Origin of the sequence: Streptomyces lavendofoliae, assembly GCF_014649735.1 — a bacterium.
Lineage (GTDB): Bacteria > Actinomycetota > Actinomycetes > Streptomycetales > Streptomycetaceae > Streptomyces > Streptomyces lavendofoliae.
The window spans coordinates 82,390-96,032 of sequence record NZ_BMTP01000012.1; the positions used below are offsets into that span (position 1 = coordinate 82,390).

General features: G+C 74.7%; 12 protein-coding genes. 5 read left to right on the plus strand and 7 right to left on the minus strand.

The window, feature by feature from the left end; all coding sequences use genetic code 11:
• Nucleotides 1–91: 91 nt before the first annotated feature.
• The 4 genes from IE109_RS22095 to IE109_RS22110 all read left to right on the plus strand — a co-directional run bounded on the left by IE109_RS22095 (nt 92) and on the right by IE109_RS22110 (nt 3,226).
• The gene (locus tag IE109_RS22095) at nt 92–454 is read left to right on the plus strand and encodes an ATP-binding protein (protein WP_229891461.1); all 363 of its coding nucleotides are present in this window, start codon (nt 92–94) and stop codon (nt 452–454) included.
• Nucleotides 454–1,467: an ATP-binding protein gene (locus tag IE109_RS22100; protein WP_189552761.1), complete on the plus strand. Its 1,014-nt coding sequence runs from the start codon at nt 454–456 to the stop codon at nt 1,465–1,467. The genes IE109_RS22095 and IE109_RS22100 overlap by 1 nt, the downstream gene beginning before the upstream one ends.
• Nucleotides 1,464–2,771 carry a PP2C family protein-serine/threonine phosphatase gene (locus IE109_RS22105; protein ID WP_189552762.1) on the plus strand — a complete coding sequence of 436 codons (1,308 nt, stop codon included), beginning with the start codon at nt 1,464–1,466 and terminating at the stop codon, nt 2,769–2,771. The genes IE109_RS22100 and IE109_RS22105 overlap by 4 nt, the downstream gene beginning before the upstream one ends.
• A gap of 77 nt (nt 2,772–2,848) precedes the next feature.
• On the plus strand, nt 2,849–3,226 hold the full coding sequence (locus tag IE109_RS22110; RefSeq protein WP_189552947.1) for an ATP-binding protein: 378 nt from the start codon (nt 2,849–2,851) through the stop codon (nt 3,224–3,226).
• 189 nt (nt 3,227–3,415) lie between these two features.
• Here IE109_RS22110 and IE109_RS22115 read toward each other — a convergent pair whose 3' ends face one another.
• The 6 genes from IE109_RS22115 to fmt form a co-directional block, all read right to left on the minus strand.
• A complete protein-coding gene (locus IE109_RS22115; RefSeq protein WP_229891430.1) occupies nt 3,416–4,264 on the minus strand; it encodes an RNA polymerase sigma factor SigF in 849 nt (282 codons plus the stop codon).
• 163 nt (nt 4,265–4,427) lie between these two features.
• Nucleotides 4,428–5,870 carry a GuaB1 family IMP dehydrogenase-related protein gene (locus IE109_RS22120; RefSeq protein WP_189552764.1) on the minus strand — a complete coding sequence of 481 codons (1,443 nt, stop codon included), beginning with the start codon at nt 5,868–5,870 and terminating at the stop codon, nt 4,428–4,430.
• A gap of 239 nt (nt 5,871–6,109) precedes the next feature.
• Nucleotides 6,110–7,156 (minus strand): sugar-binding transcriptional regulator, encoded by a 1,047-nt coding sequence (locus IE109_RS22125; RefSeq protein ID WP_189552765.1) that lies wholly within the window; start codon nt 7,154–7,156, stop codon nt 6,110–6,112.
• An 85-nt stretch (nt 7,157–7,241) separates the two neighbouring features.
• On the minus strand, nt 7,242–7,925 hold the full coding sequence (gene rpe, locus IE109_RS22130) for a ribulose-phosphate 3-epimerase (protein WP_189552766.1): 684 nt from the start codon (nt 7,923–7,925) through the stop codon (nt 7,242–7,244).
• A 101-nt stretch (nt 7,926–8,026) separates the two neighbouring features.
• Entirely contained in the window at nt 8,027–9,448 is a 1,422-nt protein-coding gene (locus IE109_RS22135) for an RsmB/NOP family class I SAM-dependent RNA methyltransferase (protein ID WP_189552767.1), read from the minus strand.
• A gap of 86 nt (nt 9,449–9,534) precedes the next feature.
• Nucleotides 9,535–10,467, minus strand: a complete 933-nt coding sequence (gene fmt / locus IE109_RS22140; RefSeq protein WP_189552768.1) for a methionyl-tRNA formyltransferase — start codon at nt 10,465–10,467, stop codon at nt 9,535–9,537.
• Between the two features lie 228 nt (nt 10,468–10,695).
• On the opposite strand from fmt, the gene IE109_RS22145 reads away from it, so the two are divergent.
• On the plus strand, nt 10,696–11,217 hold the full coding sequence (locus IE109_RS22145) for a hypothetical protein (protein ID WP_189552769.1): 522 nt from the start codon (nt 10,696–10,698) through the stop codon (nt 11,215–11,217).
• Nucleotides 11,218–11,424: 207 nt separating this feature from the next.
• On the opposite strand, the gene IE109_RS22150 is transcribed toward IE109_RS22145, so the two are convergent.
• Entirely contained in the window at nt 11,425–13,578 is a 2,154-nt protein-coding gene (locus IE109_RS22150) for a primosomal protein N' (protein ID WP_189552770.1), read from the minus strand.
• Nucleotides 13,579–13,643: the final 65 nt, after the last annotated feature.

The window sequence follows — 13,643 nt, forward strand, 5'->3', positions numbered from 1 at the left end:
GGGTGTGTCCGGCGGCGCCTTCGCGGACCCCGGTCCCCTTCCGGGGGGTCCTGGCCGGTCCTCGCGGTTCAACGTCGCCTCGGAGGAGGATCTGCTGACGGTGCGTCATGCCGTGCGGGCCGCCACCGTGGAGGCCGGCTTCGGGCTGGTCGACCAGACCCGGATCGTCACCGCCGCGAGTGAGCTCGCCCGCAACGCGTACGTCCACGGCGGCGGCGGGTCGCTGGAGATCGAGATGCCGACCCGCTCCGGGCGCAGGGGCCTGCGGCTGACGGTCCGCGACGACGGCCCCGGCATCCCCGACCTCGACCAGGCCCTCACGGACGGGTTCACCACCGGCACGGGGCTCGGGCACGGCCTGGGCGGCGCGCGCCGGCTGATGCACGAGTTCCAGGTGCACAGCCGGCCCGGTGAGGGCACCACGGTGGTCGTCGCACGCTGGAACGACCGCTGATGGACACCCCGAAGTCCGTCACGACCCACATCCGGGTGGACCACTACAGCGCCGTTCAGCTGGCGGCCACCACCGCCCGCCGGACGGCGCTGGACCAGGGCCTCACGGGCGCCCTGCCGGACCAGGCGGCCGTACTGGCCAGCGAGCTGGCCGGCAACGTGTCCAAGCACGCCCACAACGGCTCGCTCTACATCCAGCCGCTGCCCCTGCGCCCCGGCGTGGAGGTCCTCGCCGTCGACCGGGGCCCGGGCATGGCCGACCTGGAACAGTGCCTGACCGACGGTTACACCACCAGCCGCACGCTGGGCTCCGGTCTCGGGGCGGTGCGCAGGATCGCTGACGAGTTCACCGTGCGTACGAGGGAGGGCTCCGGCACCGTCGTCTCCGCCCGCCTGGGCGAACCGGGAGGCACCCCCGCCGAGGGGACGCCCGGCGTGGGCGCCGTACGCGTCCCCGCCGACGGGGAGAGCCTCTGCGGGGACTCCTGGGGCCTCGCCGTCGACGGGGAGGTCCGTACCGCTCTGGTGGTGGACGGCCTGGGGCACGGCCGGCTCGCCGCCGAGGCCGCCGACCTGGCCGTACGCGCCTTTTACCGGGATCCCGGCCTGCCGCTCCCCGGGCTGCTGCACACGATGAACCGGGCGCTGCGCCGCAGCCGCGGCGCGGCGGTCGGCCTGCTGCGGCTGTCGCCGGAGGGCGTCGACCACTGCTCGGTGGGGAACGTGCGGGCGCTGTTGCTGGGCCACGACGGTGTCCGCCGGCGCTTCGGCGGCCAGCCGGGGGTCGTGGGCTGGAACATGCCCGAGCCCCGGGTGCAGCGGGTGCCCGCCGAGCCGGACGCCGTCGCCCTGCTGCACAGCGACGGCGTCGACGCCCGCTGGACCCACACCCTGACCCCCTTCGTGAGCGGATTGCCCGCACCGCTGCTCGCCGGAGCCCTGGTCCACGAACACCGCCGCAGCCGGGACGACGCCACCGTCCTCGCCCTCGGCCCGGTCCGGAGAGAGCCATGAAACCCCAGATCACGACCCTCCACTCGCTGGCGGGGCTGCGCAGCGCGCTGCGCCGCCTCGCCCACCGGGCGGGCCTGTCCGTCGAGCTGCGCTACCGGCTCGCCCTGTCGGCCACCCGGGTGGCCGGCGCCGAGCTGGCGGCCGGCCGGCCGGTGCTGCTGGAGTCGGTGCCGCCGCAGCCCCGGGACCCGGGAGCGGACGACCGGGCCGGCGGAGGGACGGTCGGGGACCGGCCGGACGGGCCCGCGGGACCCGGTGGGCCGGAGGAGGGGCGGCTGATCGTCCGGCTGCACCTGCCGCACGCGCCGCGCCGGCCGTCGCTGGAGGGGCTCCCCCTGCCCGCGGAGCGGCTGCCCGGCACCACGGCGGTGTGGCGGGTGCCCGTACCGCTGCCGTCCGCCGGCGGGGACGCGGGCCGGGACGATCCGCCCGGTCTGGTCGACCTGCTGGAGGAGGAGCTGAGCGCGGCCGTCGACCGGGCGGACGCGCTGGCCGAGGACCACCAGCGGCTCAAGCACGAGCTGGCCGAGACGAACAGCGGCGTGCTGGCGCTGTACGTGCAGCTGGAGGAGCGCGACGAGCAGCTGCGCCAGGCGCACGGCCGGATACTGCGCCAGCTGGAGGACGCCCTGCGCCCGCCGCCGGTGCGGGTGCCGGGGCTGGAGATGGCGGTCCACTACGAGCCGGCGGAGAAGCACGCCCCCACGGGCGGCGACCTGTACGACTGGTTCGTCCTGCCGGACGGCACCGTGCACATCACGGTGGTGGACGCCCTCGGGCACGGGCTGACCAGTACGCGCAGCGCGCTCAACGTCACCCACGCCGTACGCACGCTGGCCCTGGAGGGCCACCCCCTGGAGTCGCTCATCGCCCGGACGGACGAGGTGCTCGCCACCTTCGACCACGAGCTGATGGCCACCGTGCAGCTGGTACGGCTCGATCCGGCCGGCGGGCACCTGGTGCTGGCGAACGGCAGCCATCCCCCGGCCCTCCTCGTCCGGGCCGACGGGGAGTCGTCCCTGCTGGAGGTGCGCGGCCGGGGCATCGGCTTCCCCCTGCCCGGCAGCGAGCGGCTGCTCTACGACCGCCTCGACCCGGGGGACCTGCTGGTGCTGTACACCGACGGGCTCACCGAGAGCCGCCGCGACCCCCGCGAGGGCGAGCAGCGGCTGGCACTCGCGGCCCGCCGCCACCGGCACCGCCCCATAGAGGACGTCCCGGCGGCCATCGCGGCGGACATGCACACGGTGATCCTGCACCCGGACGACACGGTGGCCCTCACCGTACGGCGGGTGCCCGGCTGATCCTCGCCAGTCCGTGGTTAACGCACCAGGTCTGGGTATGCGAGCGGTGATGATTGAAGGAGCCGCTCGTGGTTGTCATGATTACGCCTTACGCCGACTGCGCCTCGGCCCGTGACTCGGCCGCGCGTTTCGTGGCCGAACACTGTCCGTGGGCGGACCTGGACGCGGTACAGCTGGTCGTCACGGAGCTGACGGCCAACGCCCTGCGCCACACCGCGGGCTGGTGGCGGCTGCGGCTGCGCGCCGACCCGGGTGTGCTGGCCGTGGAGCTCGACGACTCCAGTACGGCCCTCCCCGAGGCGCGTACGCCGGACTTCACCGGTGGTGGCGGCGGCTTCGGCTGGCCCATGGTGCTGAGCCTGGCGAGCCGGGTCGAGGTCCAGCCGACCCCGGCGGGCAAGACGGTCCGGGCGATCTGGTCCCACGATCACGGGATCGGGACCGAAGCGGCCTGACGACGAGAAGGTCCCGCGGAACGCCGACGGGACGTGCGCGGTGACGGGACGACGTGATGCGCACCGGCTGTCGCCCGGCAGGACCCGGGCGCGGAAACGGGACGCCCGGGCGCGGGAACGGAAGTCGCCGATGCCCAGGGCCGTGCGCCCCGGGCATCTGTATGGATCGGTCGGTCGACGGCCGGAGGATCACTCCACGGCCAGCAGGCCCTCCCGCAGCCGCGCGGTGATCCGCGAAAGCAGCCGGGACACGTGCATCTGGGACACGCCCAGCACGGCACCGATCTCCGACTGCGTCATCTCGTCCACGTACCGCATCTGCAGAATGCGCCGGTCGCGCTCGTCGAACTGCTCGATGAGCGGCTTCAGCGCCTGTACGTTCTCGACGATCTCCAGCTCGCGGTCCGGCTCGCCCAGCCGGTCGCCGAGGGTCTCGGAGGAGTTGTCGGCGCTGTCGTCGAGCGGCAGGTCGATCGAGCCGGCCGTGTATCCGTTGGCGGCGACGAGCCCTTCGAGGATCTCGTCCTCCTTCATCCCCAGGTGCTCGGCCAGCTCGGCCGGGGTCGGGGAGCGGTCGAGGCGCTGGAAGAGTTCGTCGGTCGCGCGGGCGATGTCGATGCGCAGCTCCTGGAGGCGCCTCGGCACGTGCACCGACCAGCTGGTGTCGCGGAAGAACCGCTTGATCTCGCCGATGACGCAGGGCATCGCGAAGGTGGTGAACTCCACCTCGCGGCTGAGGTCGAAGCGGTCGATCGCCTTGATGAGCCCGATGGTGCCGACCTGGATGATGTCCTCCATCTGGTCGGACCGGTTGCGGAACCGGGTCGCCGCGTACTTGACCAGGGAGAGGTTGAGCTCGATCAGCGTGTTACGGACGTACTGATACTCCTCGGTGCCCTCCTCCAGCACGGCCAGCCGGTCGAAGAAGGCCTTGGAGAGCTCCTTCGCGTCCTTCGGAGCCACCTCACCGGGATTGCGGACCTCCGGCAGATCGGTGATCGTCTGCGGGCCGGTACCGGTCGAGATCGTGGTCGCCATGGACACTGCACCCTCCCTATTCATCTGCGTACGTTCGCAAGCCGCGTGTACCCGTCTTCGGCGCGGACACGCGTACGGATTCGGCCTGACGCGAAAAAAGCGGAGTGGCCGCCTCTCGCACCGTGCGGGAAGCGGCCACTCCGGCGGGCCCTCTGACCGTACGTCAGCTCCAGCTGGCGTGCAGCGGCTTGCCCTCGGCGTAACCGGCGGCGCTCTGGACGCCGACGATGGCCTTGTCGGCGAACTCCTCCAGGGAGCCCGCGCCGGCGTACGTGCAGGAGGAGCGCACGCCCGCGATGATCGAGTCGATCAGGTCCTCGACGCCCGGGCGGGCCGGGTCCAGGAACATCCGCGAGTGCGAGATGCCCTCTTCGAAGATCGCCTTGCGGGCCCGGTCGTACGCGGACTCCTCGCTCGTGCGGTTGCGCACGGCGCGCTTGGAGGCCATGCCGAACGACTCCTTGTACAGGCGCCCGCTGGCGTCCTGCTGGAGGTCGCCGGGGGACTCGTACGTGCCCGCGAACCAGGAACCGATCATCACGTTCGACGCGCCCGCGGCGAGTGCCATGGCGACGTCGCGCGGGTGGCGGACACCGCCGTCCGCCCAGACGTGCTTGCCGAACTTCTTCGCCTCGGCGGCGCATTCGAGGACGGCGGAGAACTGCGGGCGGCCCACGCCGGTCATCATGCGGGTGGTGCACATGGCGCCGGGGCCCACGCCGACCTTGATGATGTCCGCGCCGGCCTCGATGAGATCGCGCACGCCCTCGGCGGCGACGATGTTGCCGGCGACGATCGGCACGTGCGGGTCGAGACCGCGGACGGCCCCGACCGCGGCGATCATCGACTCCTGGTGGCCGTGCGCGGTGTCCACCACGAGGGTGTCGACGCCCGCGTCGAGCAGCTGCTTGGCCTTGCCGGCCACGTCGCCGTTGATGCCGACGGCGGCGGCGATACGGAGCTTGCCGTTCGCGTCCACGGCCGGCGTGTAGAGGGTGGCGCGCAGCGCGCCCTTGCGGGTCAGGATGCCGGCGAGACGGCCGTCCTTGTCCACGGCCGGGGCGTACCGGCGGTTGTGGTGGTCGAGGGTGTTGAAGGCCTCGCGCGGGTCGATGTCCGCGTCGAGCAGCAGGAGGTCCTTCGACATGACCTCGGACAGCTGCGTGAAGCGGTCGACCCCGGAGAGGTCCTCGTCGGTGACGACGCCGACCGGGCGCTGGTCGGCGTCCACGACGACGCCCGCGTTGTGCGCGCGCTTGGGCAGCAGCGACAGCGCGTCGGCGACGGTCTGGTGCGGGTCGAGGACGATCGGGGTGTCGAGCACGTGGTGGCGGCTCTTCACCCAGGAGATGACGTCGGTGACGACCTCGATCGGAATGTCCTGCGGGATGACGACGAGGCCACCGCGCCGGGCCACGGTCTCGGCCATCCGGCGGCCCGCGATCGCGGTCATGTTGGCGACGACCAGCGGGATGGTCGTCCCGGTGCCGTCGGGGGAGGACAGGTCGACGCCCTGGCGGGAGCCCACGGCCGAGCGGCTAGGCACCATGAACACGTCGTCGTACGTGAGGTCGTACGGCGGCTTCAGGTCATTGAGGAAACGCACGTGCTGAACATCCCAGTCGTTCGGAGTTGGCCCCCGGGCATTTCAGCCGGGGGGAAAACGCACGTACTTCATTCTCCCACGACCGCACGCGCGTGCGCCCCGGTCGAAAGGCACAGGGACGCGGGAGGACCCTGGTGGTTTCCTCCAAGCCCGCCGGGGCCGGGCGGGCGGCACCGGCCGGACGGGCCCCGCGAGGGTTCCGCCATGGCTCCGGTACAGCCCCGGCGGGGGCGCCGGGGTTACTCGTCCGGGTCCGCGCGGTCCAGCGCCGGGCGGGGGCCCGGGGTGAACTCCGTCAGGAGATAGTCCGCCGCCATGGTGTCGGTGACCAGGCTGGTGACCAGCCCGGACCGGAGCACCGCGCCGATCGCCGCCGCCTTGCGCCGGCCGCCGGCGATGGCCACGACCTCCGGGATGCGCCGCAGCCGGTCGGCCTCGACGGTGATGCACCGCTCCCCCAGGTCGCGCCCGACCCGGCGTCCGGACGAGTCGAAGAGGTGGGCGGACATCTCGGCCGCGACACCCAGCGAGGCGTAGTGCGCCCGCTCCTCGTCCGTGAGCATGTCGTGCACCGTGGAGATGCCGGGCTCCCAGGAGCCGATGGACACGGCCGCGACGGTGACCTTGTCGAAGTACTCGAAGGCGCGGGCGATGCCGGTCTGGTTGCGCAGCGCCGCGGCGGTCGCCGGGTCGGGCAGCAGCATGGGCGCGTAGATGGGGTGCGCCTCGCCGCCGGAGACCTGGGCGGCCCGGCGCACCGCCTCCACCGAGCCGCGCTCGGCGGTGCCCGCGTCGTACACGCCCGTCAGCTGGACGACCGTACAGGGCGGCAGCCGGTCGAGGGCGGCCGCCATGTGGATGGTGGAGCGGCCCCACGCCAGGCCCAGGACGTCGCCCTCCGCGACGAGCTCGCCGAGCAGGTCGGCCGCCACCTCGCCCAGGTTCTCGGGGTCCGGCGAGGCGTCCTCGCCCTCCGGCGGGGACTCGACGACGACGGCGTGACGCAGCCCGTAACGGGCCCGGAGCGCGTCGGAGCGCTCGGCGTCGAGCTCGGCCGGTACGCGGATCTCGATGCGCACGAGGTCACGTTCGAGAGCGGTTTCCAGGACCCGGGCCACCTTGAAGCGGCTGACGCCGAACTCCTCCGCGATCTGGATCTTGGACTTGCCCTCGAGATAGAAGCGACGGGCCATGGCCGCCGCCTGCACGAGCTCCGCGGGTCCCATCCGCAGGGCTGGCCGTCCCGCCGACATAGCAGACACCGCGCTCTCCTCACTGCTGTTCACACTTCGGATCGCCATCCTTGCAGATGCGGCGGTCCGTGATCGGTCCTGTTGGGCTGCGTTCATCTGCCCGTGGTCCACTCGTGGCTCAGTGGCCGCACGCCCACGCGGCCGTGGCGGTCGCCGCGGTGGCCTGATCGCGCAGGGCCCGCACCGCGGCGGCCGGGTCCTCCGCTCCGTACACGGCGGAACCGGCGACGAAGACGTCGGCACCGGCCTCCGCGCAGCGCTCGATGGTGGAGGCGGAGACCCCTCCGTCGACCTGGAGCCACAGCTGGAGGCCGTGCTTGGAGATCAGCTCCCGGGTGCGGCGGATCTTCGGCAGCATGATGTCGAGGAACGACTGGCCGCCGAAGCCCGGCTCCACGGTCATGATCAGCAGCATGTCGAGTTCGGGGAGCAGATCCTCGAACGGCTCGATGGGCGTCGCGGGCTTGAGCGCCATCGACGCCCTGGCCCCCTTGGCCCGGATCTCGCGCGCCAGCCGCACGGGCGCCGCCGCCGCCTCGACGTGGAAGGTCACCGATCCGGCCCCCGCCTCCACGTACTGCGGGGCCCAGCGGTCGGGGTCCTCGATCATCAGGTGGCAGTCCAGCGGGGTGTCCGTCGCCCGGCTGAGCGACTCCACGACGGGCACGCCCAGGGTGAGGTTGGGCACGAAGTGGTTGTCCATGACGTCGACGTGGAGCCAGTCGGCGCCGTCGACGGCCTTCGCCTCCTCGGCGAGACGGGCGAAATCGGCGGACAGGATGCTGGGGTTGATCTGGGCCATGTGCCAAGCCTGCCACGTCCCATGGGGTTTCTTTTACCCGATGGCGGTGCGGCCTTCGCCGGACGCGGCACACTTGCCGCATTCCCGGCGAATCAGCCTCCTCAGGAGGTGCGCCGCAGCACCGCCAGGTACATCGCGTCGGTCCCGTGCAGGTGCGGCCACAGCTGTACGTCGGGCCCGTCGCCGAGCGCGGGGACGCCCGGCATCAGGGGCCTGGCGTCGATCAGCTCGGCGCCGCCGTGGCGCTTGAGGACGTCGTCGACGACCACCCGGGTCTCCGCCAGGTGCGGCGAGCAGGTCGCGTATCCGACCACTCCGCCGACCCGGACCGCCTTCAACGCCTCGGTGAGCAGTCCGCGTTGCAGCGGCCCGAAGCCCTCCAGGTCCTCCGGGCGGCGGCGCCAGCGGGACTCGGGGCGCCGTCGCAGGGCGCCGAGGCCGGAGCACGGGACGTCGACCAGCGCCCGGTCGAAGGAGCCGGGGCGCCACGGCGGGCGGGTGCCGTCCGCGGCGATGACCTGATACGGGCCGGGGTTGCCGGTCAGGGCCCGGTCGACGAGCCGGGCGCGGTGCGGCTGCTTCTCCGACGCCAGGAGGGTGGCACCGCGCCCGGCGGCCAGGGCGCCCAGCAGCGCCGCCTTGCCGCCGGGGCCCGCGCAGCCGTCGAGCCAGCGGGCGTCCGGGCCGTCCAGCGGGGCGTTGGCGAGGGCGAGGGCCACCAGCTGGCTGCCCTCGTCCTGGACGCCCGCCCGGCCCTCGCGCACGGCGTCGATGGCGCCGGGCTCGCCGCCCTCGGTGAGCCGTACGGCGTACGGGGACCAGCGGCCCGGCAGGGCGGCCTCGTCGCCCAGCACCTCCAGCAGCTCGCCGGTGGTGGACCGGCCGGGGCGGGCCACCAGGGTGACCTCGGGCCGCTCGTTGTCGGCCTCCAGCAGGTCCTCGATCCCGGCGCGCCCGCCGCCGAGCGCGTCCCACAGCGCGGAGACGACCCAGCGGGGGTGCGAGTGCACGACCGCCAGGTGGTCCTCGGCGTCCTCGTCGTACGGCGGGGCGACCTGCTCCAGCCAGGCGTCCAGGTCCTGCCGCGCGATCTTGCGGAGCACCGCGTTGACGAACTTGGCCCGCCCGTCGCCGAGCACCACCCGCGCCAGCTCCACGCTCGCCGATACCGCCGCGTGCGTGGGGATCCGGGTCCCGAGCAGCTGGTGGGCGCCCAGCGCGAGCACGTCCAGCACCGGCGGGTCCACCTCGCGCAGCGGGCGGTCGATGCACGCCGCGATGATCGCGTCGTACGTGCCCTGGCGGCGCAGCGTGCCGTACACCAGCTCGGTGGCGAGCGCCGCGTCGCGGCCGTCGAACCCCTCCTTCTCGCGCGCCTTCTTCAGCAGCGGCGGCAGGACGAGGTTGGCGTACGCGTCGCGCTCGTCGACGGCGCGCAGCGCCTCGAAGGCCAGGATCCGCACCGGGTCCTTCTTGGGGCGGCGGTACGGCTTGGGGGGACGGCGACGGGACTGCTCGCTCAAAAGGTGCTCCGCTTCCGGTGTGGCTCGAACCCTTTCAGCCTACGTCGGCCCGGCCCGCCCGTCGTCCACGCCCGCCCGGTCCCGGTCTAGGCGCCGGCCCTCTCCCCCGGCGCGATCCGTACCCCCCGCGCCCAGTCGGCGCCGCGCATCGGCTTCTTGCCCTGCGGCTGGACCCACAGCAGCTCGACGGCGTGCGACCCGGTGCCCACGTGCACGTTGTTCTTGGCGGCCGACAGCTCGCCGGGCGCCAGGTCGGTGCGGTCGGGGACGGGGACCGCCTGGACGACCTTGAGCCGTTCGCCGCGGAAGACGGTCCAGGCGCCGGGGGCGGGGGTGCAGCCGCGGACGACGCGGTCGACGCGCAGCGCCGGGGCGGTCCAGTCGAGACGCGCGTCCTCGACGGTGAGCTTGGGGGCGAGGGTGATGCCCTCGGCGGGCTGTGGTACGGCCTCGAGGGTGCCGTCCTCGATGCCGTCCATCGTCGCGGCGAGCAGCCCGGCGCCCGCGAAGGCGAGCCGGGTGAGCAGGTCGCCGCTGGTGTCGGTGTGCCGGACCTGCTCGGTGACGACGCCGTACACCGGGCCGGAGTCCAGGCCCTCCTCGATCCGGAAGGTCGAGGCACCCGTCATCTCGTCACCGGCCATGATCGCGTGCTGCACGGGGGCGGCGCCGCGCCAGGCGGGCAGCAGGGAGAAGTGCAGGTTGACCCAGCCGTGCGCGGGGATGTCGAGCGCCACGCGCGGCAGCAGGGCGCCGTAGGCGACCACCGGGCAGCAGTCGGGCGCGATCTCGCGCAGCCGCGCCAGGAAGTCCTCGTCGCGGGGCCTCGCCGGCTTGAGGACCTCGATCCCCGCCTCCTCGGCGCGCAGGGCGACAGGGCTGGCGACGAGCCGGCGGCCGCGCCCCGCGGGGGCGTCGGGCCGGGTGACGACGGCGGCCACCTCGTGCCGGTCCGAGGCGATCAGGGCGTCCAGGGCGGGTACGGCGACCTCGGGGGTGCCTGCGAAGACGAGCTTCATCGGTGGCTGACTGCCTGTCTGTCCGGGGGCGGTGGTGGGCAGCGCACCAGTTTAGGCGCCGGTCCCGCGGGGGGCGTACGTCGCCTTGCGCGCCCTGGGCATATGCGGATACGCCCCCGCAGCGTGACCCCGACCACCCGTGGCGCGTTGTCAAGGCAGATTGACCGAAACGGGCCGCCGCCACGGAGCGGCCCACCCCTTTTCAACGCCGGTTCGAGAGGCTTGTCAATGGCCGACCACGCAACCCACGACGCCCAAGCCCGGGCGAGCCTGCACCTGTTGGTGCGGGACATCGAGCGGGTCCGCCGGCAGGTGGACGCTCTGCGCACGCTCACCGCCCAGCTCGGCAATGTGTACCGCCCGCGGCGATCCGGCCCGTCCACGGGCTTCGTCGTCTACGGCAGGGCCCCGGCCCCCACCGTGCGGCTCGCCCAGGAGCTGCGGGACAGCGTCGAGACGCTGGTGACCGCGGCGGTGGACTTCGACCGCTCGCTGGGCTTCTCGTGGGACGCGGTGGGCTCGGCGCTCGGCGTCACCAAGCAGGCGGTCCACCGCCGGTACGGTGCCCGGCGGGCGACGCCGCCGCAGCCGGGGCCGGCGGAGGCGGAGCACACCCCCGAGCCTGGCGGTACGCGCACGATGCCCTCGGTGCCGGCCGCCCGCTCGATGCCGCCCCAGCCGACGTCCGGCTCCCAGACCCTCCGCGAGGAGGTCCGCCCGAGCGCCTTCCCCGGCCCGCGCAACGGCTGACCCCCACCCGGCCGCCCGGCCTCCCACCCCCCGGGGCCGGGCGGCCCCCTGTCTGCCGCGGGCGCGCCCTGCGGGCGGTCGGGCAGGCTCGCCGGCGCGGCCGGGGCCCCGCGAAGGCACCCCGGGCGCAGGGGACTCCGCGCCCCCGGCGGCCCGGCCTGGCGGACAGGGCAGGGCGAGGCGGGCTCCGAGGCGGGCGGGGGGACGTCAGCCGATGTCCGGCGGGTCCACCCGGATCCGTACCGGGTCCGCGCCGCCCCGGGCCAGCCGTGCCGCCTGCGCGGCCTTCAGCGCGGCCGCCAGCGCCGCCCCACTGCCCGGCGGGACCCGCAGCAGGGCCCGCTCCCAGGGCTCGCCCGGCGGCGGGTCACCCGGCCGCCTCGGCGCGCCCGGCGGCGGGGGCGCCAGCGGCACGGGGCCGAGCACCTCCGCCTCGGCGGGCAGCTCGGCGGTGCCGAGGAACGCCGCCACCGCCTCCGCCCGGCCGGTCACGGCGGCCATCCGGGAGACCGGCGGGAAGCCCAGCTCGGCACGCTCGGCCAGCTCCCGCTGGGCGTGGCCGACCGGATCCCACCGCACCAGAGCCTGCACGGGCCGCAGGGTCGGCTCGGCCACGATGACGACGGTGCCGCCCTCGTCCTGACCCCGCACCAGCGAGGCGGCGTCCATCCAGCGCCGCAGCGCCTCCTCGCCGGACCGCAGGTCGGCGCGGCCCAGCATGGCCCAGCCATCCAGCAGCAGGGCCGCCGCGTACCCGCCCTCGGCGACCGGCTCGGCGCCCGGGGTGCTGACCACCAGCGCGGGCCGCGCGGGCACGGTGTCCAGGACGTGGTCCCGCCCGGAGGTCCGCACGGGCACGGCCGGGAACGCGCGCCCCAGCTCCTCCGCAGTGCGCCGGGCACCCACCACCTGGGCCCGCAGCCGGGCGGACCCGCACGCCGCGCAGTGCCAGTCCGCCTCGCCCCTCCCGCACCAGCCGCAGCGCAGTTCGCGCTGCTCCGGTGCCTCCAGGGGTCCGGCGCAGTGCCGGCACCTGGCGGGCGTCCGGCACCGCTCGCACGCCAGCCGGGGGACGTACCCCCGGCGGGGCACCTGCACCAGGACGGGCCCGGTTTTGAGGCCCTCCCGCGCCGCCCGCCAGGCCAGCGACGGCAGCCGGGCCGCACGCGCCGCCTCGTCGCGCGCCAGCTCCCCGTCGCCCACCGTCCGTACGAGCGGCGCGGCGGCGCGGACCCGGTCCCGGGGCGCCACCAGGGGGCGTGCCCAGCCGCTCTCGACGAGCTGCGCCGCCTCGACCGTGCAGCTGGTGCCGCCCAGCAGGAAGCCGCATCCGTCGTGCGCGGCGCGCAGCAGCAGCACCTCGCGCGCGTGCGGCAGGGGCGCGTGCTGCTCGCTGTGGCTGGAGTCCCCGTCGTCCCAGATGGCGACCAGGCCGAGGTCCCGTACCGGGGCGAACATCGCCGCGCGGGTGCCGACGACCGCGCGGACCGCCCCGCGCCGTACCGCGAGCCACTGCGCGTACCGCTTCTCGGGCCCCGCCTCGGCGGTCAGGACCGCGTGCCGCCCCTCGCCCAGGACGGCCGTCAGCGCCGCGTCCACCCGGCCGGCCGCGCGCCCGTCGGGCACCACGACCAGCGCGCCGCGCCCCGACGCGAGGGTCGCGCCGACCGCCCTGACCAGCTCGTCCGCCCAGTGCGGTCCGGGCAGCGCGTTCCACACGGCCCGCGGTGAGCGGCCGGCCGCGAGCGCCGCCAGGAACGCCGGCCCCTGCGCGTACCGCTCCCAGGTGCCGGGGTCCGGCGCGGCGGGCGGCGGCAGCGGCTCCGGCGACGGCCGTTTCTCGGCGCGGGCGCTGCGCGGCGGGACCGCCAGCTGCAGCACGTCGGCGAGGCTCCCGGCGTACCGGTCGGCCACCGCGCGCGCCAGTCCGAGCAGCTCGGCGTCGAGCACCGGCTCGGGCGAGACCACGTCGGCGAGGGCGGCCAGGGGGCCCGCGTAGTCGGATGCGGCCAGGCGCTCGACGAGGAACCCGTCCAGGAGCCGGCCGCCCTCACGGCGCCCGTCGCGCACCTGGTGGGCGCCCGCCCCGAAGCGCACGCGCACCCGCACCCCCGGCTGCGCGACGGCGTCGAGCTCCTCGGGCACGGCGTAGTCGAAGAACTGGTCCAGGTGCAGCACGCCCTTGTTCACCACGACCCGCGCCACCGGCAGTTCCCTGGCCAGCGCGGCCCCCCGCCAGGTGCGCGGCTTGGCTCGGGGCACCTTCGCCCTGCGCACGGTGTCCCGTATGAGCGCGAGCTGCTCGGGCGGCTCGGCCCCCCGGCCCCCGCCTTCCCGCTTCCCGTCGTCGCCGCTGCTCACAGCCACATTCCTACCAGAGCGCACCGACAACGCCGGCTGTCGGCGGACGGCCGGCCCCAGGGACG